This is a genomic window from Paenibacillus sp. FSL W8-0186 (assembly GCF_037969765.1).
In the GTDB taxonomy this organism is placed as follows: Bacteria; Bacillota; Bacilli; order Paenibacillales; family Paenibacillaceae; genus Fontibacillus; species Fontibacillus woosongensis.
Genome location: NZ_CP150207.1, coordinates 5,247,480 through 5,273,471 on the forward strand (window position 1 = coordinate 5,247,480; position 25,992 = coordinate 5,273,471).

Genomic DNA, 25,992 nt, shown 5'->3' on the forward strand with positions numbered 1-25,992 from the left:
CATGAGGTACCGAAAGCTGGAAGTGGCTACGTACTCATTTATTCTAATCGTCAAATATTTAATAGAAGGAGTCATTATATCAAGATGAAATTGAAAAGCATTTCTCTAGCAGCTGCGCTCCTCGTCTTGCAGGCCGCACTGGCTGTACCTGCCGCTATGGCGCAGGCACCCGTTTATGGTTCAGTCGTCCAGGAGGAGAACCTGCCAAGCCATCAGGTACATACTTTAACGAATGCGGTAGCCGCTGGCTCTACAGATTCGAACGGCGTTCCGGCACAAAGTCCGGCAGACGCGACTGTGCCGGGCAATACCGAAGCCGACAATACTAGCGAAGGTTCAACCGGGCCGCAAGCTCCTGAAGCTCCCGCAGCGGAGCAGCCGGCAGGTGATTCAGCATCAGACCATGCTACGCCAGATTCTTCCGTACCGGGTATTCCATCCGACACTGCGGCCGACAACCCAGCTGCCCCGTCAAGCGGAGGAGGCCAGCTGATTCTTTATATGAACAGCACGCGCATGGAGCAGGACGGCCAGGAGTATACCTCTTCCCAGCCCATGACCGTGAAGGACGGCGTATCCTATGTCAGCATTCGCTCCCTGGTCGACCGGGTCGGCTATCAAATCGCCTATGACTCGAAGACGAAGGAGACGATTATCAAATACGGAGACGACGAGCTCCGCTTCAAGACCGACAGCAAGACTTACCGCGTAAACGGCAAAACGATGACGATGAAGGGCGCCAGCTACCAGGACAATAACGTGTTCATGGTGCCGCTCACCTCCATCACCCAGGCCCTCAACATTTCTTATAAAGTAGAGGGCAAAAAAGTCATCATGCAGTTGTCCACCAAACCCGTTGCTTCCTTTACCGTGCTGAACGACAAAATTATAGCCGGTGAAACGACGGTGCTCTATCAAACGAAGTCCTCCTCCCCTAAAGGCGTGCCCATCGTCGAGGAGAGATGGGAAGGACGGCAGGACATCTTTGCATCGGCAGGCACTTACACGGTTTCCTATTCCGTCCAGGATGCCAATGGAGAGTGGAGCGATCCTTATGTCCGGACGATCGTCGTCGCCAATCCGAACGTTCCTCCGGTAGCCCAGTTCAAGACGGATAAGGAACAATACAAGATGGGCGAGCCGATTACGATTATTGACCTGAGCTATGACGAAGACGGCGAGATCGTCGACCGGCAATGGATGAACAACTATCCGGCTTTCTTTACACCGGGGCCGGTCACTATTCAATTGATCGTTACGGACAATGACGGGGCATCCTCAAAAATTGAGCATACGATCAATATTACGACGGAGACGCTGTATACGAAGGATGAGTTCTCCAAGCTCTTCACCCCGATCGGCAGCAACTTTACAATCAACGGCGGAGAAGCCCTTGGCTACGAACGGCTCACCTACACTTATTCGACGGAGCCCTACACCCTGTTCAAGGATAATGGCCCTGAGCCTGTGTACTCCGAAGGCGTGCTGTACCGGGATACGATTAGCGGCCTGACACGGTTCATGACGCACCATGTCAACAAAACCGAAGAGAAGGGCAAAGTCTACATTATCGCCAAAAATATCAACGAGGTACCGGTCAATCTGGAAATCATCACCTCAGGCATGGCCGGCCCGGATATTTATGCCGAAATTACCGGGACGAAATCCGTCGCCCGTTATTTTGAGAACTACAAGAATGACAGCAAGAAGCAAACGATCACGCTGGCTCCCGGCGAGAGCAAAATCATCTTCGATGACATGATTAAGCTAGCGCTGAAGCCGCAGGAGACGATCTCTTTCCTGGGCGATCTTTATAGTGACTCGCCAATTGAATACACCAGTGTCTTCGTCAAAGACGGTCAAGACCCACTCGCAGTTGTAGACACGCTGCCAGTGCTCGACCCGATTCAATCGGTCATGCGCGGCACATTTACGGATTCCACGCGGATATTCGAGCATTACGAAACGATCGGCGGCGGCAAGAACTACCGCCTGTCCCTGACGGATAATTCCGCCGATCCTTTCCAGATCGGGACGGACACGGTACTGGGCGTATCCAGCGTCAATGCGGGCAACTACGGCGTTATCTATAAAATCAAGCTTCGCGTAGCTCCTCGCACGCTAATCACGTTTAACCCGCGCGGAGGATTGTACATGGGAGCTGCCCTGATCAACGGCAACCTGGTCAGCTTCTCCCATACAGGCAAAGACAATGTTTCCAGCCAGACCAGCGTGCTGCACCGTACCGGAGATTCTGAAGAAATCGTAGAAATTTGGACGACGCCGTCCGCAGGAAGCAACTTGCCATTTTCCATTCTGTTCATGCCTCTTCCTGAAATTAAGCACTAATAAACTTATTTCTATAAATATCAACAGCCACCCCTCGCAGCATTGCTGCATATTGGGGTGGCTGTTCCTTTTGCGAGCCAGTGCATCGCGTCATGCCAGGAAGCCGTGTACAGTTCGGGTCACGCGGTGCAGCGATACATGACGGCGGTCTAGATGCTGCGGCTGGTTCTGCCGTCGAGGACATGGCGGAAAGCGAGCCAGGGATGCCTCAACAGCATTCGAGCCCCGGCATAGCGCATCACCCGCCTGATCTCCTCCTGCTCTTGCGGTGCGTAGCAGCGAACCGGACAGTTGGCACAGGTCGTCTTCTCCTCGCCAAAGCGGCAGTATGTCAGACGCTTTTGACTGTAATTATACAAGGCATAGCAATCCTCGCATAAGAGGGTGCGTTTGGCAGGGTTGTTTTTTTCCGCATCCTTCGTCCGTTTCTTTCCCCTGTCTATGACCGAGTGGCGCTTCTCCGCTTCCAGATGCACGCCTTGGCAATATATAAGCATCATATGGGCGACAGTCTCCTTCTCTCGGCGGATTCTCGGCCCTTCCTGCCTTGCTGCTTTCGCTTCAGATACCATAGTTAAATACAAGCCTCCTATTTAGCGTTCGATGATGAGAATACCCGGCTCCAGGTCACAGCATTTAGTATAAGCAAAATAACCAAATAAATATAAACGCCATAACTTACGGAAGCAGTTGCCAGGTGAATGCCGCCGAGCACGGCGATCAGCAGCATCAGCATGAATACACGCAGGCCTTCGCTTTGCTGGGCAGCCTCGAAGGGCTGGGAGAAAGGCAGCACCTTGGATAGAAAGGCGAACGAAACGACCGAGAAGAGCATAATGACAAAGCCGAACACGATCAAATCCAGAATGATGGCTGGGCCAAACAAGAAGACAAAAATGACGCTTTCCAGCACATAGACGGGAAAAACCAGACGAATCAGCGCCGCCAGAACCGTTCCTCTATGGATGGCGGATCGTTCAGCAACCGGAACGGTATGGTAAATCCAGGCTGCCTTATACTTGCCCGAATAACGCAGCATCATAATCACCGTCGGGACAAGCAGCGCGCAGGAATAAATGAACAGATGCAGCTTCGTGCCAGGGAGCCCGCGCAAGCCAATATCCTTCAACTGTGTAAATATGAATATAAAAGGGAAGATAAGCGAGAAGCCTAAAGAAGGATACACCTTCAGTTTAAATTCACGCTCATTGCCGATCATCGTCCACGCAAAACGAAAGAAGGCTTTTTCCTGCGGGCCTACGGGAAGAAGCCTTGCGATGAATCTGCTCCACCCGGCTCCGGCCTTATCGCTGCGCTCGCCTGGATCGGCCAGCTTCTGAAGATTTCGCTCCAGCAGCGGCATCAGCTTAATATACATGGCTATGGCCAGGATCGGCACCAGCAGGCCAAGCAGCGTAAAGAAAATAAACAGCGGATCGCGGTTCCCTTGCAGAAGCACCTCAAACGGAGCGCCAAACCAGACCGGCACGATAAAAATCTGCCACCATTTCGGCTGGAACACCACATCGAGATTTACGATATTAAACAGCCGGATGAGCAGCTGATAGCCGATCGTAATCGCAATCGTCAGGCCGATTTGCACATAATTGATCATGTCCTTCAGCTTCTCGCCGTCGAAGAACCGCAGAACCACAACATATAGCATCGCGGTGAGTACGACGACAAACAGATCCATCAGGATTAAAGCTAGCAGAAACACGATAAAGAACATCACGCCATGCTTCAAGAGACCAACAATAAGCGGAATAATGCCAAGAGCTCCCGTCAGAAACACCATGTAGATGAACACATGGACGGTCTTCGCCATCGAAATCGTCTTCCTGTTGATCGGTTTCGTGCCAAGAATATTCCGGTCCCGGACATCGAGCAGCACGGAGGAGAAATCAGAAATTAGCGCCGTAAGCGTCATAAACATAAAAATGCCGAACAGCAGGCTCATTTGAAAAATATAATTATGGCCAAGCAGAATGAACGGCGTGCTGAAGGCGCCGAATATGCCGTAAATCCACAAGGAGCCGAGGAAATTGTTGCTGTCCTTCGCGTCCTCCCGGTCGGGGGATTTCTTCCCTTTCCTATTGTTCATAAAGGTAGGCACTCTGCGGGCGTCCATCATCAGCTTCACCTGTAAAATATGCCTCATGACGGCATAATCCACACCGGCCTTCTCAAACAGGCCGCGAAAACGGTCCAAGACGAGCAATGATTTGTAATTTTTCATCCGCTACACCTCTTGGACAATGCTTACAAACTGCTCTGCGATCGCCCGATGCTCGTTGAATCCGGTCAGCTGGTTGAATATTTGCTCCAGCGAGCCCTCCTGGCTGCGATCCTTCAGCTCTTCAAACGTGCCGTCGGCCACGATGCGCCCGCCATCGAGCAGGATGATCCGGCTGCTGATCTTCTCAACGACTTCCATAATATGCGAGGAGTAGAAAATCGTCTTGCCGTTGGCAGCTAGAATCGCCAGCAGCTCCTTAATCACCATTACGCTGTTTGCATCCAGGCCGCTCAGCGGCTCGTCCAGAAACAGAATATCCGGGTTGTGCAGCAGACTGGAGGTGATGAGCACCTTCTGCTTCATCCCTTTGGAGTATGTCGCGATTCGCGTATCCAGCACATGGCCGAGGCCTAGCTGTTCCAGCAGTCTCCGCCCTTTCCTCTCCGCGTCTTCCGCCGTCAGCCCGTACAACTCCCCAATAAACGTTAAATATTCCCGGGCGGTCAGCGTATCGTACATTTCAGCAATTTCGGGCACATAGCCGATTTTGCGCTTATATTCTACATCCCCATCCTTCGGACTTTGGCCAAGCACGCGCACTTCCCCGTCATAGCCGTCCACCAGGCCAAGCATGATTTTCACCGTCGTGCTCTTACCTGCCCCGTTAGGTCCGATGTATCCGATAATTTGTCCCGGATAAACCTCCAGATCAATCCCGTTAAGCACATACTTGTCCTCGAACTTCATGCGTAAATCCCGGATCGAAATTAGAGGTTGCCTTGGTTCGTTCATTCCCTCAGTCCCTTCTTCAGCAATATTCCTAATTCATATTATCCAGGATATGTATAGTTTTCTCAATGATACGACTAACAAAAAGAGACTGGCCCCAAGCCGGTGGCATGGGAATCAGTCTCCGTATATTGATAAAGGCATGAAGATGAAATTAGGACTCTTTCGGCAGAAAACCGCTAATATCTACACCAAGCCCCTGAGCCACGCGCATGCCGTACTCCGCATCAGCGCGGAAGAAGTTGCATACGGCGCGAAGCTGAGTCTGCTCTGGGGTCTGGCTCAGATCATTAACCAGATTCAGAATCAGATTGTTCTTCTCCTCCGCCGTGAAGCTGCGGTACAGTTCTCCGGCTTGCGTGAAATCATCCGTCTTGGCGATACGCTCACGGCCTGCTTGACCGGATACCGGCATTACGCTCTCGCGGTAAGCCGGCGCTTCCTTCGGACTATCATCGAAGCTGTTCGGCTCGTAGTTGATCGGGGAAGGATCCTGCTTCACGTTCATAAGCCCGTCTCTTTGGTGATTGCGCACCGGAGCATAAGGGCAATTGACCGGAATTTGCAGATAATTGGCCCCCAAGCGGTAACGCTGGGTATCCGGGTAGGAGAACAGTCTGCCCTGCAGCAGCTTATCCTCGGACGGCTCAATGCCGGGAACAAGTACGCTCGGCGAGAAGGCGGACTGCTCTACCTCGGCGAAGAAGTTATCCGGATTCCGGTTCAACGTCATTGTACCGACCTTTACCAGCGGATAGCTGTCCTCCGGCCATACTTTCGTAGGGTCGAGCGGGTCGAAGCTCCAGCGGTCCAGATCCTCTACAGGCATTAACTGCACATGCAGTTCCCACTGCGGGAATTGGCCCCGCTGAATATGGTCGTACAGGTCGCGGGTCGCATGGTTAAAATCCCGGCCTTGCACTTCGCCGACTTCGGCTGCGGAGAAGGTAGCGACGCCCTGTTTCGACTTCCATGTATATTTTACGTAAGTCACTTTGCCTGCGGCATTTACCCATTTGAAGGCGTGTACGCCGAAGCCGTCCATTTGGCGATAGTTGGCCGGGGTCCCGTGATCAGAGAACAGCCAGGTCATCATATGCGTAGATTCCGTAGACAGCGTCATAAAATCCCAGTAACGGGCGGGATCCTGGATGTTCGTATCCGGCGCAGGCTTCAGGGAATGAACCATATCCGGGAACTTGATCGCATCGCGAATGAAGAATACCGGCAAATGGTTGCCCACGAGATCATAGTTTCCTTCCTCAGTATAGAACTTTACGGCAAAGCCCCTTGGGTCACGGGCCGTCTCCGGCGATCCCTGACCATGAATAACCGTCGAGAACCGGACGAACACCGGAGTCTGTCTGCCGGCCTCCTGCAGGAAATGAGCTCGCGTATACGGGGCCATACTGCTCTCCGTCACGAACACCCCGTGCGCCCCAGCACCCCGGGCGTGAACGACACGCTCAGGGATGCGCTCGCGGTCGAAATGCGCCAGCTTCTCAAGCAAATGATAATCTTCCAGCAGTGTAGGCCCGTTCTGCCCGGCCGTTCTGGAGTTCTGGTTATCTCCTACAGGAGCACCGTGATTCGTTGTCATCCAATTCGTCATCTATATCACCCTTCAATTTGTTATTGTATTTAGACTTAATCTAAGTTCTGTAATAGATATTACCATGTTCTCACTCCGGTTTGCATGAAGTTTGAATGAGGGATTTATGAAGATACGATGCAAAAAGCATCCTCATCATGACCTGAGACGAAGTAAGACGGGATCGGTTCTGTTATGGAAATGATGATCTATGAATAGCTAAGTGAAAATGAAGCAACATTAAGCTCGAACGATTATAAAAACGGCGGTGATTACTCATGCCCGAATCCGTAATAAATGGGTACAGGATGCATTACATTGATCGCGGCAAAGGAACAGCTATCGTATTCATTCATCCCCCTGTGCTGACAAGCACAAATTTTCAATACCAAATCCAGCAATTGTCGGGCCAGTTTCGGACCGTCGCTTTCGATATTCGAGGCCACGGCCGCAGCGGGCCGTCTGAGGCGAGCCTCACTTATCGTTTAATAGCAGAGGATATCAAGAAGCTGATGGATGAGCTGACAATAGAGAAGGCCTGTCTGTGCGGTTACTCCACAGGCGGCTCCATTGTGCTCGAATTCCTGTTAACCTATCCTGATCGCGCATTGGGCGGCATTATCATCGGTGGTATGTCGGAGGTAAGCGACAGGAAGCTAAGGAGCAGAATATTTCTCGCTTCTGTGTTGTCCCGTGCCGGTGCGGTAAGCGCCTTGGCCCTGACTATCGCTTGGAGGCAAGCGAGAATGAAGCTGTCCCTGATGCGGCGATTATATATCGATGCCAAGAAGGGGAATTCCAAAAACGCCAAACAATATTATCAATATAGCCTGGGGTATAATTGTACAGCCCGGTTAGGGCAAATCCCCCACCCTATTTTGTTGGTTTACGGAGAGAAGGACAAGCATTTCTACCGGTACGCCCGGCTGCTTCAGCAGCAATTGCCCAACAATGAGCTCGTTTTTATTCCACAAGTGAGTCATCAAATCCCAACTAAAGAAGCAGGAACATTAAACAGGCTGATTCAGCAATTCCTCGATAACTGCAGCCCATCATAAACAAGAAGAACCTCGCCTAATGGCGAGGTTCTTCTGTTGGATTTATAGAATTGGGGTTCTTGAAATCCATTTGGCAGATGTTAGCCCTTTAAGCCCGTGGTCGAAATACCTTCCACGAAATATTTCTGAGCGAAGAAGAATAGCAGGATGCAGGGCACGATACTTACAACGGACATGGCCAGCACCTGGTTCCAGGATACGGCCGATGAAGCGTCCAGCGACAGCCGGAGCCCCAGCGATACGGTAAACTTCTTGACGCTGCTGATGTAGATGATCGAGTTGAAGAAGTCGTTCCACGTCCACATGAACTGGAATATGCCTACCGAGAAAATCGCTGGCTTGCACAGTGGCAGCAGCACCCGGCTCAGCACGGTAAACGAGTTGCAGCCGTCGATGGTGGCCGCCTCGTCCAGATCCCGGGGCAGGCCGCGCAGAAACTGAATCATCATGTAGACGAAGAAAGCGCCTGTAGCGAATGCCGCTGGAATGATAAACGGCAAGTACGTATCGAGCCAGTTCATTTTGTTAAACAAAATATACCGCGGGATCATGATCGAGGCATTTGGGAGCATCAAGGTCGCGATCATGATCGAGAACAGCATTGTTTTCAGCGGAAACTCGAATCTGGCAAACCCGTAGGCAACGATCACACTGGATATAATCGTAAATATGACCGTTGGTACCACCAGAATCAAAGTGTTGATGAAGAAATCCTGAAAGCCATACTGCCCCGTTCCCTGCCAGCCGAGAGCGTAGGAATCCCACACATAGGTCGTCGGCAGCAGCTTGCTGGAGCCGAATATATCGGCGTTTGTCTTGAACGAAGAGGCAAACAGCCAAATGAGCGGGTATACCATAATGAAGCCGAGGACGATCAGAAAACTATAATTAAGCATGGTGTTTGTCTTGCTGCTGGTCTCTCTCATGATTTATCCTCTCCCGTCCTCGTAATATACCCAGCTGTTGGATGTTTTGAAGATCACAGCGGTAACCGCCATGATAATGATGAACAAAATCCAGGATAAAGCCGAGGCGTACCCCATCTTGAAGAAGCTAAAGGCTTCTTCATAGAGCTTCAAAGCGTACAGGAAGGTCGATTTCATTGGCCCGCCGTTTGTAATGACGAAGGCTCCGGTAAACTCTTGAAAGGCATTGACCATCTGCATAACCAGGTTGAACAATACGATTGGCGTAAGCAGCGGCACCGTGATTTTGAAGAACATACGCGGCTTCGACGCTCCGTCGATCGCTCCCGCCTCGTACAAATCGCCCGGAATTTGCTGAATTCCTGCCAGGAACAGCACCATTGACGAACCGAATTGCCAAACGGTCAGCAGCCCTAGCGTATAAAGAGCTATATCCGGGCTTCCGAGCCAGTCTACCGGACCGATATGGAGATAGCTCAGCATATTGTTGATGACCCCTTCTTTCATAAAGAGGAAGCGCCACAGTACGGAAATCGCTACGCTCCCGCCCAGAATCGAGGGTAAATAGTAGACGGTTCTGAAGAAATTAATCCCTTTCAGCTTAGCGCTGAGCAGCATCGCAATGAATAGCGCGAAGGCCAATTTAACCGGCACCGCGAGCAGTACGTAAATCCCCGTAACCTTCAGAGACTGGTAAAAGTCAGGGTCGGCCGTAAAGATCTTTTTATAGTTATCTAAGCCGATAAATTTAGGCGTGCTGACCATGTTATAATCCGTAAATGAATAGTACAGGGATGACAAAAACGGATAAAACTGAAAGATGAGCAAACCGATGATCCATGGTGCGATGTATAACAGTCCGATGTACTGATAGTTTTTCTTGGCTTTTACCTTCTGTCGCGTTTTCTTCTGAGCCTTGGCCAATACCGAATGTGATGCAGACATAGCGGACTCTCTCCCTTCCTATCCTTGAAAGCTCTATTTTGTTTTATTGTCTGGCTTTGATCTCGTTCAGCTTGGAAGTCAGACTGGCGATGAGCTCATCTGCGGCTTGCTCCGGCGTTGCTTTACCATAGCTGACCTTTTGAATGACGTCCTCAAGCACCTTTTGCACCTCAGAGTTGTTCGCCACGCTGTTATCTACGATGCCGGCATGGCTCAGTCCGAGCTCAACTGCATTCGTGATGGCCGCATCAATTTTGCCTGCTGCAACGGCTGCCTCTTGTGAAGACTTCACCGGCGGAACGGAACGCACGTCACCGAGAATCGCGGCAGCCTCCGGATCATTCATGAACCAGTTCAGGAATTTGACGGCCTCGTTCTGATGCTTGCTCTTGTTGCTAATAGCGAACAGCTGCGAAGGTCTTACCAGTACGCCCGTATCCTTGGCATCCTTGGCGATGACCGGCAGGCCCGTTACGATTTCAACATTCTCAGGCAGCACGTTCTTCAGCGACAACAGCGTACTGCTCATCGAAGGAGCCAGCGGAATTTCCTGGTTGATCCATTTCGGATTCTGATCGATTTTGCCAAAGAAGAGATCGCTTTCCCCGATCGGCTGGTACACGCCGGCCTCCATCGCTCTATGGAGCCAGTCAAAGCTGGCTACCGCGTCTTCTTTGCTGAAGCCAACCGTATAATCTTCATTGACCCATTGGCTGCCTGTACGCTGCTTCAGCATCGTGACAATATCCTGACGCAGAGCCGCATGGTCAGCAAGCAGAAGATATTTGGAGCTGTCTTCGGCATGCAGCTTCTTCCCTGCTTCATAAATAGTTTCCCAATCCCACTGCGCATCGGTCGGAATACCAAGCTTGTCCGCAAGCGTCTTGTTGATGATCATGCAGTAAGCATTGACGCCAGTCGGAACCGCCACCAGCTTGTCGCCGTATACCCCGAAATTGCTGAGGAAATTCTGGTCGAAGCCGGAAGCATCAAAATCGGAATGCTCCTTCAAATCGATAAAGAAGTCACCTTTACTTGTCAGCTCCTGCAGCCACGGAAGGTCAAGCTGTATAATGTCCGCAGACGTTCCGCCCGACAGCTGGGTTTTGATCTTCTGTTCATAACCGTCGAAGCCCTGGTATTCCGCTTCGATCGTTACGTTTGGCGCAACCTGCTTATACGCCTCGATCGCCGCCAGCGTAGCCGCATGGCGATCCTCCCCGCCCCACCAGCTAAAGCGCAAGGTGACTTTCCCATCAGCGGAGGCTTGTTTCCCCTCGGAAGTGTTTCCTTGATTTGCGGAATCACCATTTCCCGAGGAGCATCCGCTCAGCATAGACAAGATGAGTGCAACAGCAATAAATAACGCCCCTACTTTATTTCTCTTCATCATGCATTCTCCTTTGAGCAATTGATGTAAGCGCTTTTAATTATAGACCTCCCACCAGGCTTTTTTAAGGTAGCTGATCTTAGAAAAAGGTATCATTAAATGCGTTCTTTGCCGGCAAAGGTATCCTCTTGTTGTGAAATGTATCATTTTTACAGATCATAGACCCCGCTTGTTAAATCGCTTACATCGTAAACCTTCCAATCTGCTATAATGCAAATGGAAGCGATAACAACATGCGTGTGGGGTGGAACATGTATAATCTGTTGATTGTTGATGATGAGGCCGAGACGCGTGAAGCCTTGTCGAGCTATTTTCCATGGAGTGAGGTAGGATTCGAGGTCGTCGGCCAGGTCAATAACGGACAAGAAGCGCTGCAGTTCATCTCGGAAAATGATCACGTCGAGGTGGTCCTTACCGATATCAAAATGCCAGTCATGTCTGGCGTCGAATTGGCGGAACAGCTGTACATCAACCATCGGCACATCAAGATTGTCTTTATCAGCGGTTACCGGGACTTTGAGTACGCTCAAAAGGCGCTGCACTACCGTGTGAAAAACTATGTGCTCAAGCCCGCCAAATACAATGTGCTTATGGAGGTATTCCTCGAAATCAAGGCGGAGCTCGAAGCTGAACAAGCAAGGCTGGAGACCCATCCGGCCGAGGAGCAGCCCAGAAACGACGAAAGCCTAATCATTCATAAAATAAAATCCTATGTCAAAAAAAACTATAAGGACGCTTCCCTAGAAGAGGTAGCGCGGCTTGTCCATATGAACGCCAACTATCTCAGCTTCTTTTTCAAGCAAAAGACGGGACAGAACTTCTCTGATTATTTGATAAGAACCAAAATGGAGGTCGCTGTTCATTTGCTGCAGGACGTCAGTTACAAGACGTATGAAATTAGCGAAATGGTCGGTTACAGCAATGCCAAAAATTTTACACGCACCTTCAAAAGCTATTATGGCAAAACGCCAAGCGAGTATAGAAATGGCCCGGTTGCACCATGAGGGAAAAGTATTTCATCAAGCATCTGGCAACCTTCCTTATACCGCTGCTTGTTCCGATCGTCATTTTCGGCGCCTTGTCAACGGTGACTTCGCAGCATGACATCAAGGCAGATATTAATCAGAACAGCAGCTTTCTGCTGCAGCAGTCGCAGACCCAGCTGGAGATGATTCTTAATGAGCTGGATACGCTGTATTTGGCGCTCTATGACAATAAAGAAATTTTTAACGAGTTGTCCGCTGTGCTGGTCAATCCGTACTATACCTACGAGAGCTCAACGTCCAACCGGATCATCTCCAGCTTCTTGAATGCTTTTACCAGCTCCAAGCCTTATATTCAATCCTTCTATCTATATGTCGATAATCCGAACCAGCGCTTCCTCTCCTCCGTCGACGGCCTGGTGACGCTGGATCATTATTACGATACGGCCTGGTATGAGCAGTTCATGGCCTACAGTGGACCGCCTACAAAGTGGACTGTGCGGAGGAATATCCGCTTCTATGATTTCGAGACGAATCCTACGGCAATCGTGACGTTCTATAACGTACTGGTGCCGCAGAAGATCGGGATTATTCTCAACATCCGCCCGAAATACATCGAGAGCATTCTCGATGACATTACAACTTATGAGGGGCAGCAGCTGCTTGTGCTCGATGAAGAGAACAACGTAATCTTCTCCAACCACCACGGGGACTTGTTTCAGGATAAGGACATCGAGTGGATCGCAGGGCAATCCTCGGCGTTCTTCGATATGAAGACCTCGCAGGGGCTGGTCAATATCACCAAAGTCGAGTCGGAGCGCTACAAATGGAAATATGTATCGGCAATTCCCCATTCCGAGCTGTACAAGACCCCGACGCGCATTTTCAAATACACGGTGCTCTTTGTGGCGATAGCGGTGGTGTGCGGACTGATTCTTACATATTACGTCGTTAGCCGCAATTACAAGCAGCTGAGAATGATCCGGATGCTGATCAAATCGGCTGAGGATCGCCATGTGCCCTTGAAGCCGCCGGGGAAAGTCAGGGACGAGTACTCCTATATTCTGCACAATATGATTACGCATTTTATTGAGCACCGGTATATCCGAACCCAGCTTCTGGAGAAAAAATACCGGCTGCAGTTCATGGAGCTGCTCGCCCTGCAGTCGCAAATCAACCCGCATTTCCTTTATAACACCCTGCACTCGGTGTATTGGGAATCGGTCGCCTTGACGGGCAAACCTAACAAAGCAAGCGAAATGATCGAGGATCTATCCGATATCCTCTCCTACTCCTTCAGCGAACCGACAAAATCAGTCACCTGGAAGGAGGAAATCGCCAATGCCGTCAGCTATGTCAATATTCAGAAGAAGCGATATAAAGATAAGTTCGACGTCATCTTTGAGTATGAGGAGGAGATTACACAGCTGTTTACGATGAAGCTGCTCCTGCAGCCGCTTCTTGAGAACAGCATCTACCACGGCATTAAAGAGAAGGATGGTCCCGGATTGATCAAGGTGAAGCTTATCCGTCAGCAAGAGCGGCTGCGCATCACTGTTATCGACAACGGCATTGGCATCGAACCTGAAGCGTTAGCAGAAATCCGGAGCCGGCTCGATTCGGACGAGGAGCGAACGAAGCATGTCGGCATGTTTAATACGAACAAGAGGCTGAAGCTGATGTACAACCATATGTACAGCTTCCGGATTCGCAGCAAGCCGGGCCTTGGCACCATGGTTGAAATGATTCTCCCTGTACAGGAAGTGCGGCATGACTGATCATGCCGCACTTTGAATTGAACTGGGGCGTCGCTTTGTTTTTTGATTTTATTTGCACACTGTTTACGCATATTGGGGCGTAAGTTCGTTCCCAAGGCCTTACACTTTGTTCTGCTTGCGGTACTGCAGCGGGGAACGCTTGGCAATCTGCTTGAACACCCTGCCGAAATGGGCAATGCTGTCAAAGCCGGTCTGCTCGGCGATAGCTGTTATTTTGTCCTCCGTCTCCTTCAGCAGCGTCTGGGCCTCGCGGATTCGCACGTAGTTCAAATATTCGATCACCGTGAACCCTGTCGTTTGCTTGAAAATACGGCATAAATACGTCTCGCTAATGTAGAAATGCTCGGCGATGCCTTCCAGAGTCAGCCTCTCGGTGTAATGAGCATTCAAATACTCGAGAATGCGGTAGACCCTGCGCTGCTTCTCGCTAGACTCCGGAAGAACGGGCTCTGTAGCCTCCTCCCGCATGCGGCCGATCAGAATAAGCAGCTGAAGCAGCAGCGCCTGCAAATACGGCGTATAACCTGTAGCAGCTTCCCTTTGCTCTCGCAGCATATCCTGGAGAATATCGACGATTCGTCCTTGCTCGTGCACGTCCGGCCGCAGCAGGAAGCTCTCTCCTTGAAACAGCGGCAGATCGCCGACGCCTAACCCCAGCAGCGGCTCCAGAAATGAATCCTCAAAGTTGATCAATATCCGCTCATGCGTGGAGCGGCCTTTGCTCGTTGTCCGGTGCAGCTGGTTCTTGTTAATGAACAGCAGATCGCCGACCTGCAGGGCATATATCCGGTCGTTGACATAGTAATATCGTTCCCCGGCCAGCAAATAATAGATTTCGTAGCTGTCATGAAAATGGTCGGAATCCATATTGAATGTTCCCGTCCGCTTGATCTGCTCGACATCAAAAAAAGGTACGATATTCATAGAACATCCCTCGCTGCAAATTTAGGATAATATATGCATACTTTTTAGTGAAATGACTAAGAAAAGCTTAGATTTTTGCATTTCATATACTATAAGATAGATTCAAACCAATGTAAATGGAGTGATCACCTTGTCCAAGAAGAAATATGTCATCGTAGGTGTCGGAGGCCGGGCTGAATTTTTCTATAGTGAGCTGATTACTACGTATAAGGAAACCTCGGAGCTGGTAGCCATTTGCGACGTCAACCAGACGAGAATGAACTACACGAACAAGCTGCTGAAGGACAAATACAACTATCATGAAGTACCCACATACAAAGCGGAAGACTTTGACCGGATGATCGAGGAAACGAAGCCGGATTACGTACTGGTATGCACGATCGACCGAACGCATCATAAATACATCGTTCGGGCCATGGAACTGGGCTGCGACGTCATTTCCGAGAAGCCGATGACCGTGGACGAGGAGAAATGCCAGGAAATCTTCGACGCCATCGAACGGACGGGCCGTGATCTGCGCGTGACGTTTAACTACCGCTATGCTCCTCATAATACGAAAATCCGCGAAGTCATTATGGACGGGACGCTGGGTGAAATTCTTTCCGTCAATTTCGAATGGCTGCTGAACACCCAGCACGGGGCCGACTATTTCCGCAGATGGCATCGCGACAAACGCAACAGCGGCGGACTGCTCGTGCATAAATCTACGCACCATTTCGACCTGATGAACTTCTGGCTGGATTCCAAGCCGGATACCGTATTCGCCATGGGCGACCTGCGCTTCTACGGCAAGGAAAATGCCGAGAAACGCGGAGTGACCGAGTTCTATCAGCGCGCCTATGGCAGCAAAGCGGCTGAGAACGATCCTTTTGCCCTGCACCTCGACCGTAATGAGCACTTAAAGAGCTTGTACCTTGATGCCGAGCATGAGGACGGGTATCAGCGCGACCAAAGCGTGTTCGGAGATAACATCAGCATCGAAGATACAATGAGTGTCATGGTGAAATACAAAAATAAAACCGTTATGAACTATTCCCTGAACGCCTACTTGCCGTGGGAAGGCTTCATTATCGTGTTCAACGGCACGAAAGGGCGCATGGAGGTACGGGTTACCGAGCAATCCTACGTCAATTCCGGCGGCAAGAAAGAAAATGAAGGCGCGCTGGAGGGCATGGACATCACGATCTATCCTCACTTTGCCGAGCCTTACAAAGTCCAGGTCGAACAGGCCTCCGGCGGCCACGGCGGCGGCGATCCGGTCATGCTGCGCGACATCTTCGACAAAAAGCAGGAGGACCGCTTCAACCGCGCTGCCTCCCATATCGACGGCGCCATGTCCATCATGACGGGTATTGCCGCCAACCGCTCGATCCGCACCGGTCAACCGGTGAAGATCGATGATTTGTTCAAAATATAGGCAGACAAAAGAGCCTTCGCTGCAGAGCACTGCGGCGAAGGCTTGTTTATTGATTTATGACTATTCCTAGATGATCAGGGTCAGGCAACTAGATGTACTTCATGCAGTTAGATCAATGGCCCTGGCTGCGTTAGAGGGTACTAACTGCAAAACCTACATTTAGTTTTAAGTTTTTTCGACGAATGAGCTCAATCCAGGCAAACTAGCTGCATGTTTTACATTTAGCGCAGGTGCTTTTTCACAGAAGTTCCTAACTAGCTGTATAAAATACATTTACCTAGTAAAACCGAGGGGATAGCTACGTGCAGGAGTGTAGCTATGTGCAGGAGTGTAGCTATGTGCAGGAGTGTAGCTATGTGGGAGAGTGGCTATGCGCCGGGGTCTGGTTAGTGCAGGAGTGCGGCTATGCCGGGTGTAGCTGGTTCCTTATGAGTCTGTAAAATAGTTTGTGTAAACTCCTAAGCCCATTAAAGTGGAAGTAACAGAAAGATAGGGAGAACACGTGGGACTTTGGTCAAAAGAACAACTGCGGGCTTTCATTAAGGAAAATCAGCTGGTTACTGCCCGGGAGGTTATGGGTGAAAGTGATCGGAAATCCTGATGGTCGTGAGCTGCAAATTCTAACGGTTGTGAGTGACGTTATTTGGGCAAAAGTGGGGTTTAACAAAATGTAACGGTTGCCATCGAGCCTATTTACGGTTTTTCGTAGGCAGAGGGGCTATTTCGTCCAAATAAGCGCTCATACAACCGTTAGAAAAGAATCCCCCTCTTTTAGGGACGATTAAGCGCGATGACAACCGTTAGCGTAGCCTCTTCAGCCTCTTCCAAACAGGTCGCTCGTACGAGGCTAACACGTTGGTCACTAAGTGTTCCATACCATCTATATTCGGAGTGCCGTGCGATGATAGGATACTCCCCGGGACCGAAGGGCAGATCATCGGTCGTATTACTGACTGCTTGAATACTAGTTTCTCATCGTACGACAATACTAGGTCGAGTCCAAAACTGGGAACAGATGCTGCTGAAGTTCTCCGTCTTTTTCCCGGAACGCATCGGTCAACCATTTACGTTAAGCAGGCTAATCCCCCCGGGGGATTACTTGAAATGAGTTTACACAAAAATTTAGACAGATCTTCCTTTTTCCTTTTGAGCATAATTGACGTATTTGATCGCTGAATTTTATATAGCAGCAAGTCGCCCAACCCAGCAAACATCACTAGCCTCGGCAAAAAGCATAAACCCTCCAAACCGTTGGAGGGTTCTGCATTAAATTCTACTTCCACTAGCATGCAACTTTCATTCAATTTCTTTCCGTTCAACTCTACTCTAAACCTACTCGATATCTACTCTAGACCTACCCTCGATCTACTCCGTCTCTATTTGATGCCTTCTTGCACTTCTTTGGCCATTTCCGGTACGGAGATCAATCCGCCGCCGGACAGGTACCAGTAGCTGGCATCAAGATAGATGATTTTGCCGTTCTTGTAGGCGTTCGTCTTCTTCACCAGGTCGTTCTCGATCAGCTTGGATGCCGGCTCTGCCTCCTGGCCTCCTTCGCTAACTACAGCGTCGCGGTCAATGACGAACAGATAATCCGGATTCTTCTCCGTTATAAATTCGAAAGAGATGCTTTGTCCATGCGTAGATACCTCAATCGTATCGTCTGCAGGCGCGATACCGAACTCATCGTGAATAATGCCGAAGCGGGAGCCTGGTCCATACGCGCTCACTTTGCCGCCCGTCGTCAAAATAACAAGTCCCTTGCCTTCACTTGCAGCCGCTTGATCGTTGATGGCTTTAACGGAATCCTCGATGGCTCCCCATTCCTGACCCACTTCAGCTTCTTTGCCGAATATTTGGCCCAGGATATCCAGGTTCTCCTTCATGGATTCCAAATACTTCGCATTGTCGATGCCCAGGTAAACCGTTGGAGCAATTTGACTCAATTCATCATAAGCTTCCGCCGTACGTCCGGAAATAAAGATTACTCCCGGCTTCATTGCGTTCAGCTTCTCGAAATCCGGCTCTTTCAATGTGCCGACATTGGTATATTTGGAGTCTTCATATTTCTTCAGGTGAGGCGGCAGATTGGATTGCGGCACTCCAGTCACTTCTACACCCAGCTTGTCGAGTGATTCCAGCGTACCGTAGTCGAACACAGCGATATTGCCCGGATTCTTCTTCAGCGTTGTCGTTCCAAGCTGATGTGTAATCGACAGCTCTTCATTCTCGGCAGGAGCTTCCGCCGCTGGAGCCGATGTTTCAGGCGAATTGCCGGCATTTCCCGCAGTATTTCCTTTATTCGCGCCGCAAGCTGCCAGTACGAATACTAAAAACAAAGACATAACCAGTAAGGATAATTTCTTGTTCACTTCAAATTCACCTCATTATTATATTCGCGATGGCTGCCCATCTGTTATGTGAAATAGACGCAAATCTTATTGCCTCCGATCGTTTCGATCGGAATGTCCATGTCATATACTTCCCTAAGCACATCTTGATCCATGATTTCGTCGGTCGTCCCCTCTTTGACGATTCTTCCGTCCTTTAGAGCCACGATATAATCCGAATAACAGGACGCAAAGTTGATATCATGGATGACAAGCACAACCGTCTTGCCCAGTTCATCCACGAGCCGGCGCAGCACCTTCATGATCTGCACGGAATGCTTCATGTCCAAATTGTTGAGCGGTTCATCCAACAGGACGTATTCGGTATTCTGGGCGATAACCATGGCGATGAACGCCCGCTGCTTCTGGCCCCCGCTGAGCTCATCCAGGTATTTGTCTCTCATCGGTTCAAGATCCATGTAGGCGATAGCCTCATCGACGTATTTCACGTCCTCCTTCGTCAGCTTCCCTTGCGAATAAGGGAACCGTCCGAAGCTGACCAAATCCTTGACCGTAAGCCGAATATTGATATGGTTCGATTGCTTCAAAATCGAAATTTTCTTCGCCAGCTCATTGCTTTTCCAGCTGCCGATTTCCTGGCCGTCGATGACGACCTCACCCTCATCCTTCGTAATTAACCGGCTGATCATCGACATCAGCGTGCTCTTGCCGGCTCCGTTCGGGCCGATAAACGAGGTGATTTTCCCTGGGGCGATGTCGACGGATACGTTGTCGACCACCTTTTTGCCGCCGTATTTCTTTGATACTCCCCTGACCTTTACCACGATTTGTTCTCCTTCAGCAGTAGATAGATAAAGTACACCCCACCAATAAAGTTAATGATGACGCTTAGTGAGGTGGAGAAAGTAAACACTCTTTCCACAACCAGCTGCCCGCCGACAAGGGCGATAATGCTAATTAAGGATGCCCCGGCAATCAACTGCCTGTGACGGTAAGTGTTCAGAAATTGATACGCCACGTTGGCCACGAGCAGCCCAAGGAAGGTAATCGGTCCAACCAGCGCCGTCGAAATGGAAATGAGAATCGCCACAACAATCAGCATCCGCTTCACAACATAATCGTAGCTGATTCCCAAGTTGACGGCGTGGTCCCGGCCCAAGGCCAGAACGTCCAGATATTTATTGAATCTGGCAAAATAAATCCCGGTCAGGAACACCCCAGCCAAAGCGATCAGTAAAATGTCCGAATTGATGTTGTTGAAGCTGGCGAACATTTTATCCTTAACGATCAAAAATTCGTTAGGATCAATCAGCTTCTGCATAAAAGACGACAAGCTGGAGAAAAACGTGCCAAAGATCAAACCGATCAGCAGCAGATAATAAATGTTCCGGCCTTCCCTTCGGAAGAGCATCTGGTACAAGAGCAGCGCGAACAGCACCATGAATCCTACAGCCATAACGAATTGCAGGTTCTTGCTCATCAGCGTCAGCGCCGTAGAGCCGAATACAAACACGATAATGGTCTGCAGAAGCATATACAATGAATCCAGGCCGATAATGCTCGGCGTAAGGATGCGGTTGTTCGTAATCGTCTGGAACACAACTGTGGAAAACGCTATGGCCGTTCCTGTGAGGAGGATGGCGATCAGCTTCTTGCCTCGTTTGGGGAGGATATAGTCCCAATGGCCGCCTGCATCAACCGTCATGAATAACACGGCAAGCACGATTGCGAGAATGGCCAAGGCTGCTATTTTTGTTCTAATGCTCATATGTCTTTCTCCTCATTAGCAAGTACAGGAAAACGCCGCTGCCGATAACGCCCACGGTCAGACCGATGGGAACCTCATACGGGTAAATAATGACCCTTCCCAGAATATCGCACGCCAGAACGAATACAGCTCCTAGCAGCGCAGTACCCGACAGGTTCTTCTTCAGGTTGTCCCCTTGGAAGATCGTCACCAGGTTCGGCACGATGAGACCGATGAAAGGAATCGAACCGACCGTCAGCACAACAACCGAGGTGACCAGCGCCACGATAAAGAGCCCTATATTGACGACCTGCTTATAATTCAGTCCAAGATTGACGGAGAACTCTTCGCCCATGCCCGCAACCGTAAATTTATTCGCATAAAAATAAGCCGCGGCTACAAGAGGGACGCTTATGTAAAGAAGCTCGTACCGTCCCTGCATGACCATGGAGAAATCGCCAAACAGCCATGCATTCATACTCTGAATCAGATCATACTTGTATGCGAAAAATGTCGTCGCCGAGCTGACAATTCCGCCGAACATCAACCCGACCAGCGGAATGAAGATCGAATCCTTGTATTTCACCTTGTCGAGTATTTTCATGAAAATGAGGGTGCCAAGCATCGCAAACACGAAGGCAACAGCGATTTTGCCAAGCGGTCCCGCAGAAGAGAACAGAAGCATCGATACCATGATGCCGAACCCTGCGGAATCCATTGTTCCCGCCGTCGTAGGCGAGACGAATTTGTTGCGCGTCAGCTGCTGCATAATTAACCCGACGATGCTCATGCTTACCCCGGCGATAATAATGCTGATCAGTCTAGGAAACCGGCTAATCCGCATGATTTCCCACTGTTCCGGATCTAGGCGAAGCAAGTCCATCAATGAAGTTGTCTTGGCTCCGATCAAGAGCGAAACGACGGATAATACGATTAGCGCTGTTATCAGATATGTCTTCTTCATTTCAAGTCCTTAGTCTCGTCCCTCTGGCCAGAGGAACTTAATGTCATTGCCGGCAAGACCATTGTTAATAATGATATTCATTATCAATTAGTTTAAATTATACATAGGCGCTTCCAGCCCTGTCAACCATTTAAATTTTGAAACTTCATGCAGGACAAGGTCTGAAGCGGATTCTTAACGTTCCTGCAGGCTGCTCTGCCGCCGCTTTCCAGTTTTTCTTCTCCTGCCTGAACTCACCATATTGCATAAAAATACATACCATTCTCAATTGCATTCTCAGATACAATGGCAGAAAAAAAGCTTGCAGGCTACGTCCTCTGCTTCAAAGGACGAACCTGCAAGCTGCCTTACGATTAAAAGCGGGCTCTAGCTCTAAGATGATAGGACTTGCCCTTCCTATTTCAAACTGATCCGGCGATGCTCACGCGCCGATGCCAGCGCCGCTTCCAGGACCCGCATGCCTTGAACAGCATCCTCGGGTGTAAAGCGCTGCGGCTGTATCCCAAATACAGCCTTGGCCAGGTCATCGACTTCCCAGGTGTAAGGGTCGGCCTTGTCCTCGCGGCCTTCCACCCGGCTTTCGCCCCGGATCGTCACCGTATACGAAGCATCCTCCTCATCTCCGACCGTAAAAGCATGCGGGATGTCAATGCGCCCTTCGCTGCCCACAATTTCCAGCAGCTGGCGATGCTCCGTCCACATCCCGCAATCAAAGGTCAGCGCCAGGCCATCGGCAAATTCCAAGATGCCCGCAGCCATCATATCCACACCATAATGCTTATCGGAAAATTGCCCATGCACGGTTACCGCTTCGGGCTCCTGGCCAAGAATAAAGCGCGCCGCGCTGATGGGATAGCAGCCCACATCGTAGATTGAGCCCCCGCCCCATTCCGGCCGCAGCCGGATATTGTCCAGATCCTCAGCGTTGTTGTAGGTAAACGAGCCGCGGATTAACCGAAGCTGCCCTAGCTCGCCGCTCGCAATAATTTCCTTGATCCGATGCCAGCGCGGATGGTGACGATACATGAAGGCTTCGGCCAGAACAACGCCCTTCTGTTTGGCGACGGCCGCCATCTCGGCCGCCTCCGCGCTGTCCATCGCTATCGGCTTCTCGCACAGCACATGCTTGCCTGCCTCCATGGCGCGGATCGCCCATTCTTTATGTAAATGATTAGGAAGCGGGATGTACACGGCCTCAATACTTTTATCCTCAATCAGTTCCTCGTAACTGCCATAAGCCGTCGTTATGCCGAATTGCTCGGCTACCGACTTGCTTTTCTCCAAATTCCGGCTCGCGATCGCAGCCAAAACACCGTACTCTGACTTCTGAATCGCCGGCATAACATCCTTTATAGCTATCCCTGCACATCCGAGTATTCCAAATCGAAGCTTCTTATCCATAATCCTCTTCCCCTTTCTTGTAAGCGCCTAACTCTCTCCATTGTACAATCCCCTATACACAAGTACAACGAGCAGCCAGGCAAATGCTCTCCCCCATCATGGGAATCCCCCTAATTGGACATAGTAATGAGGGCAGCATGACCTTGCAGCAAAGGAGGCTAAAGCCAGGATGGACAATACGCATGAATTCGTGGAAAAACTGCATGACAAGCAGGAGAAGGATCGCCGCAACAAAGAGAACCGTGGCAAAGGCAATCCTGCGGGCCAACTGCCTACCAAGCAGCACGGCACGCAAAAATAAACCGCAACAGGCTTAAGGGGCCTCTCCTCGGCAATTGCAGGAAGGGCCCCTTAAGGACTGTCATGGTCTAGCCTATTTCAGCCTGACGGGCTACTGCCGCTTCTCGCTGGCAATATATTCATTCGGAACATCGCCGCCGTGCGTGTTGTGGTTCTTGAACTGGCTCAGGCGACCGTTCCCGCCCTCTCCGCCGTTGCCCATGGTCCGGTTCTGCCCATTGCTGCTGCCATTCCCTTTGGGCTTTTGAATTTCCAAATTGGGATCCGTCATCATCAAACGCCTCCTATGCGAAATGTCTAATCGACTGAAGACTGAGATTGGAAACTAAAATCAGCTGTCTCCCGGTAGGGTTCGTCATTGAGGAACGTTTTATGCGTCGGGGCCGGGGATTACTCCTTGATCGTCACTTTCACCGGCGAGTATTCGCCGATCACGGTCTGCCCATGCACAGACACGCTGCCTTCCGGCGTTAAGTCCTTCTCCGTCATGATGCCGAGCGCAATCGTAAATTTGTTGAATTTGACCGGAACATTCTTTTCCCTCCGGATCTCATTGCCGTTCACGAAAAAAATGACCTCGTCCTCGGCCCGGTTATACGTGATTTTATAGTTATTAAACTCCCGTGCCTTGAAGTCGGTATCCTCCTTGAACACACAGAAGAACCGCGTCTTATCACTCGGCGGCACCTCTACGCCGGGGAAAGGAAGCACCGCGTACACGCTGGCGTATTTATCGTTGCCGGCAAAGAAATCCAGTGCGGCCCCTGTCGTGAAATCCAGAAGGTTCAAGGACACGTAGCCGTCGTATAGGTCGCCCGGTACCGTATTCTGTGTACGCGCCCGGATATCCAGCTCGAAGCTGATCTCCCCGTTCTCCGGCACTGCAAACTCCTCGACCGAATAATACATGTGCTTGGCATTGTCCAATATTTGCACATGGTCATGACTCCGGCTAAGCGGGGCACGGACATATAGTATGCCATTGCGCACAATGACAACCGCGTCCGGCTCGCGGTATTCCCAGAACGTGCCGTCCGGCAGGGGGAACCCGCCGATTTTCCACACCTGTCCTTCATTCAGTATCGTATGAAAGTCGCCAATCACCCGTTGCTTGTCCATTTGTATCGTCTCGCCTTCTTGATGTTCTGATTATTGCAAAATCCCTTGCAGCAAAAGCGCCGCCATCATCACGATGCCGCAGCGCACGGAAGCCTGCAGTGAAGCCCCCATCAGCGGCAAATAGGCTGCCGGAGCGTTGTGCTCCTTCAACCTTCCATAGACCCGGTAGAGCGGAATTGCTGTTAATATCCCAACCAGCGCATATACCGGCAGTATGCCCATTGCGATGCAAAGCAATAAACAAACATAAGCCAGGATGAGCAGCAGCTTGGAAAAACGCAGCGCCCGCTTCTCGCCCCACACGACGACCAGCGTATTTTTGCCTGCCTGCTTGTCCGCCTGCCAGTGCAGGAAATGATGATTGAACAATAGCAGCGTAGTCAACAGCCCGATCGGCAGCGACAATAGCGCAGAACGCAGACTCAAATCTCCAGTCTGTACATAATAAGAGCCCATAATGGGCAGGACGCCGAAGGACAGCAGGATGGCCACTTCACTTAATCCTTTGCCGCGGTATCCGAACTGAATCGGAGGCGCCACATAATAATAAGCGATCAGCCCGCCAAGGCCGCCGAATACAAGCACCGGCCAGCCGCTGTAGAGACTGAGCACGATGCCGCACAGCACCCCGAGTCCCAGCAAGGACCAGGTCAGCCGTGCAAAGGTCTTCTCGGACATCGTGCCTCCAGCCAGAAATCCGGAATTGGTGGAAATCACCTCCGGTGTATTTTTTGCCGCCGTATCCGCGCCGCTCCGGAAATCCCACAGATCATTAATCATGTTCGAGAACAGATGCGCCGCTCCCGCGCCGACCAGTGTGATGATGAAGAGTACCGGATGAAATTCCCCTTTCCATACATAAGCGCCCAGCGCTCCTAGAAAAACAGGAATAAGCATGACGGGAATGACCTGAAACCGGGATGCCTTTCTGAACAATGTCCATTTATTCATCCTCCGCCTCACGCTCCTCCAGATAAAATGATAAATCAAACTGTACATATTGATTATACATGAACTATTTTGCTAGACCAAAGTCCAGTTTTTTTCTTCCCCAGAGACCGAAGATGGTGTTCAATTAATGTAGTATGCTTATCGTAAATTCAATACATATGCAAAGGAGATTCAATATGAATCGAATGTCTTGGCTTGGACCGTTAATGATTTTAGCGGGCGTTTACTTGTTTTTCTTCCAAAAAGAAGCGATATCAATGGGCAGCCTGTTCGGCAATTTCTGGCCTACCCTGTTCGTCATTCCGCTAGGCCTTTTCTTTCACTGGATGTACTTCTCCCTTACCGAGCGCCGCGGCGCAGGCCTGCTCATTCCCGGGGGCATTCTGTTTACGGTCGGTATCGTCTGCCAGCTCTCTACTCTGTTCGACAGCTGGGGATACCTGTGGCCCGGGTTCATTCTCGCTCCGGCGGTTGGTCTATTTGAATTCTACTGGTTCGGAAACCGGAACAAATGGCTATTGATCCCCATCAACATCCTTGGGGTGATGTCTTTGCTCTTCTTTGCGGTCATTGCGTTCGGCACACTTTACAACCGTGTAGTATTCGGACAGCCCGTGCTTGCGGTTGCCTTGATCGCCATCGGCGCAGGAATCATGTTTGCCCCAAAAAGAAACAAATTTTAAAATGGTTTGACAACAGGTTAGTCTCCTCTATATAATCAATTCAAATATATCCAACGTTGGATATTCGATTCCATCTCTAGATCGCAA

At 50.3% G+C, this 25,992-nt stretch carries 24 protein-coding genes; 7 read left to right on the forward strand and 17 right to left on the reverse strand.

Annotation, left to right across the window (positions count from 1 at the left end; translation table 11 throughout):
* Positions 1-84: 84 nt before the first annotated feature.
* Complete coding sequence (locus tag MKX50_RS23485) at positions 85-2,349, forward strand: stalk domain-containing protein (RefSeq protein ID WP_339157895.1); 2,265 nt, start codon at positions 85-87, stop codon at positions 2,347-2,349.
* Between the two features lie 149 nt (positions 2,350-2,498).
* On the opposite strand, the gene MKX50_RS23490 is transcribed toward MKX50_RS23485, so the two are convergent.
* The 4 genes from MKX50_RS23490 to MKX50_RS23505 form a co-directional block, all read right to left on the reverse strand.
* On the reverse strand, positions 2,499-2,921 hold the full coding sequence (locus tag MKX50_RS23490) for a nitrous oxide-stimulated promoter family protein (RefSeq protein ID WP_339157896.1): 423 nt from the start codon (positions 2,919-2,921) through the stop codon (positions 2,499-2,501).
* 17 nt (positions 2,922-2,938) lie between these two features.
* Entirely contained in the window at positions 2,939-4,588 is a 1,650-nt protein-coding gene (locus MKX50_RS23495) for a hypothetical protein (protein ID WP_339157897.1), read from the reverse strand.
* 3 nt (positions 4,589-4,591) lie between these two features.
* Positions 4,592-5,380 carry an ABC transporter ATP-binding protein gene (locus tag MKX50_RS23500; protein ID WP_213591225.1) on the reverse strand — a complete coding sequence of 263 codons (789 nt, stop codon included), beginning with the start codon at positions 5,378-5,380 and terminating at the stop codon, positions 4,592-4,594.
* Between the two features lie 151 nt (positions 5,381-5,531).
* On the reverse strand, positions 5,532-6,989 hold the full coding sequence (locus MKX50_RS23505; protein ID WP_339157898.1) for a catalase: 1,458 nt from the start codon (positions 6,987-6,989) through the stop codon (positions 5,532-5,534).
* Between the two features lie 257 nt (positions 6,990-7,246).
* Here MKX50_RS23505 and MKX50_RS23510 point away from each other — a divergent pair, with 257 nt between their 5' ends.
* Positions 7,247-8,026 (forward strand): alpha/beta hydrolase, encoded by a 780-nt coding sequence (locus MKX50_RS23510; RefSeq protein WP_339157899.1) that lies wholly within the window; start codon positions 7,247-7,249, stop codon positions 8,024-8,026.
* An 80-nt stretch (positions 8,027-8,106) separates the two neighbouring features.
* Here MKX50_RS23510 and MKX50_RS23515 read toward each other — a convergent pair whose 3' ends face one another.
* Genes MKX50_RS23515 through MKX50_RS23525 form a run of 3 tightly spaced genes read right to left on the reverse strand, consistent with a single transcriptional unit; the run spans position 8,107 to position 11,290 of the window.
* A complete protein-coding gene (locus MKX50_RS23515) occupies positions 8,107-8,952 on the reverse strand; it encodes a carbohydrate ABC transporter permease (protein WP_155612241.1) in 846 nt (281 codons plus the stop codon).
* A gap of 3 nt (positions 8,953-8,955) precedes the next feature.
* On the reverse strand, positions 8,956-9,897 hold the full coding sequence (locus MKX50_RS23520; RefSeq protein WP_339157900.1) for a sugar ABC transporter permease: 942 nt from the start codon (positions 9,895-9,897) through the stop codon (positions 8,956-8,958).
* Positions 9,898-9,940: 43 nt separating this feature from the next.
* Entirely contained in the window at positions 9,941-11,290 is a 1,350-nt protein-coding gene (locus tag MKX50_RS23525; RefSeq protein ID WP_339157901.1) for an ABC transporter substrate-binding protein, read from the reverse strand.
* A gap of 230 nt (positions 11,291-11,520) precedes the next feature.
* On the opposite strand from MKX50_RS23525, the gene MKX50_RS23530 reads away from it, so the two are divergent.
* Entirely contained in the window at positions 11,521-12,291 is a 771-nt protein-coding gene (locus MKX50_RS23530; RefSeq protein WP_339157902.1) for a response regulator, read from the forward strand.
* Positions 12,288-14,048: a histidine kinase gene (locus tag MKX50_RS23535; RefSeq protein ID WP_339157903.1), complete on the forward strand. Its 1,761-nt coding sequence runs from the start codon at positions 12,288-12,290 to the stop codon at positions 14,046-14,048. The genes MKX50_RS23530 and MKX50_RS23535 overlap by 4 nt, the downstream gene beginning before the upstream one ends.
* A 99-nt stretch (positions 14,049-14,147) precedes the next feature.
* On the opposite strand, the gene MKX50_RS23540 is transcribed toward MKX50_RS23535, so the two are convergent.
* Positions 14,148-14,972: an AraC family transcriptional regulator gene (locus MKX50_RS23540; RefSeq protein WP_339157904.1), complete on the reverse strand. Its 825-nt coding sequence runs from the start codon at positions 14,970-14,972 to the stop codon at positions 14,148-14,150.
* Between the two features lie 130 nt (positions 14,973-15,102).
* On the opposite strand from MKX50_RS23540, the gene MKX50_RS23545 reads away from it, so the two are divergent.
* Positions 15,103-16,389, forward strand: a complete 1,287-nt coding sequence (locus tag MKX50_RS23545) for a Gfo/Idh/MocA family oxidoreductase (RefSeq protein WP_283926170.1) — start codon at positions 15,103-15,105, stop codon at positions 16,387-16,389.
* Between the two features lie 1,376 nt (positions 16,390-17,765).
* On the opposite strand, the gene MKX50_RS23550 is transcribed toward MKX50_RS23545, so the two are convergent.
* The 6 genes from MKX50_RS23550 to MKX50_RS23575 form a co-directional block, all read right to left on the reverse strand.
* On the reverse strand, positions 17,766-18,761 hold the full coding sequence (locus MKX50_RS23550; RefSeq protein ID WP_339157905.1) for a siderophore ABC transporter substrate-binding protein: 996 nt from the start codon (positions 18,759-18,761) through the stop codon (positions 17,766-17,768).
* Between the two features lie 44 nt (positions 18,762-18,805).
* A complete protein-coding gene (locus MKX50_RS23555; RefSeq protein WP_283926172.1) occupies positions 18,806-19,564 on the reverse strand; it encodes an ABC transporter ATP-binding protein in 759 nt (252 codons plus the stop codon).
* Positions 19,558-20,508 (reverse strand): iron chelate uptake ABC transporter family permease subunit, encoded by a 951-nt coding sequence (locus tag MKX50_RS23560; protein WP_339157906.1) that lies wholly within the window; start codon positions 20,506-20,508, stop codon positions 19,558-19,560. Before MKX50_RS23560 ends, MKX50_RS23555 begins: the two co-directional genes overlap by 7 nt.
* Entirely contained in the window at positions 20,498-21,451 is a 954-nt protein-coding gene (locus MKX50_RS23565; protein WP_283926174.1) for an ABC transporter permease, read from the reverse strand. Before MKX50_RS23565 ends, MKX50_RS23560 begins: the two co-directional genes overlap by 11 nt.
* Positions 21,452-21,596: 145 nt before the next feature.
* Positions 21,597-21,737 (reverse strand): hypothetical protein, encoded by a 141-nt coding sequence (locus tag MKX50_RS23570; protein WP_339157907.1) that lies wholly within the window; start codon positions 21,735-21,737, stop codon positions 21,597-21,599.
* A gap of 110 nt (positions 21,738-21,847) precedes the next feature.
* The gene (locus MKX50_RS23575) at positions 21,848-22,852 is read right to left on the reverse strand and encodes a Gfo/Idh/MocA family oxidoreductase (protein WP_339157908.1); all 1,005 of its coding nucleotides are present in this window, start codon (positions 22,850-22,852) and stop codon (positions 21,848-21,850) included.
* Positions 22,853-23,021: 169 nt separating this feature from the next.
* Between MKX50_RS23575 and MKX50_RS23580 the strand changes: the two genes are divergently transcribed.
* Positions 23,022-23,153 carry a DUF4023 domain-containing protein gene (locus MKX50_RS23580; protein WP_339157909.1) on the forward strand — a complete coding sequence of 44 codons (132 nt, stop codon included), beginning with the start codon at positions 23,022-23,024 and terminating at the stop codon, positions 23,151-23,153.
* A 90-nt stretch (positions 23,154-23,243) separates the two neighbouring features.
* On the opposite strand, the gene MKX50_RS23585 is transcribed toward MKX50_RS23580, so the two are convergent.
* The 3 genes from MKX50_RS23585 to MKX50_RS23595 form a co-directional block, all read right to left on the reverse strand.
* The gene (locus tag MKX50_RS23585) at positions 23,244-23,426 is read right to left on the reverse strand and encodes a hypothetical protein (RefSeq protein WP_213591880.1); all 183 of its coding nucleotides are present in this window, start codon (positions 23,424-23,426) and stop codon (positions 23,244-23,246) included.
* Between the two features lie 116 nt (positions 23,427-23,542).
* Positions 23,543-24,271, reverse strand: coding sequence for a DUF6081 family protein (locus tag MKX50_RS23590; RefSeq protein WP_339157910.1), 729 nt, complete (start codon positions 24,269-24,271; stop codon positions 23,543-23,545).
* Positions 24,272-24,301: 30 nt separating this feature from the next.
* A complete protein-coding gene (locus MKX50_RS23595; protein ID WP_213591256.1) occupies positions 24,302-25,222 on the reverse strand; it encodes a prenyltransferase in 921 nt (306 codons plus the stop codon).
* Between the two features lie 176 nt (positions 25,223-25,398).
* Here MKX50_RS23595 and MKX50_RS23600 point away from each other — a divergent pair, with 176 nt between their 5' ends.
* Complete coding sequence (locus tag MKX50_RS23600) at positions 25,399-25,905, forward strand: hypothetical protein (RefSeq protein WP_213591257.1); 507 nt, start codon at positions 25,399-25,401, stop codon at positions 25,903-25,905.
* Positions 25,906-25,992: the final 87 nt, after the last annotated feature.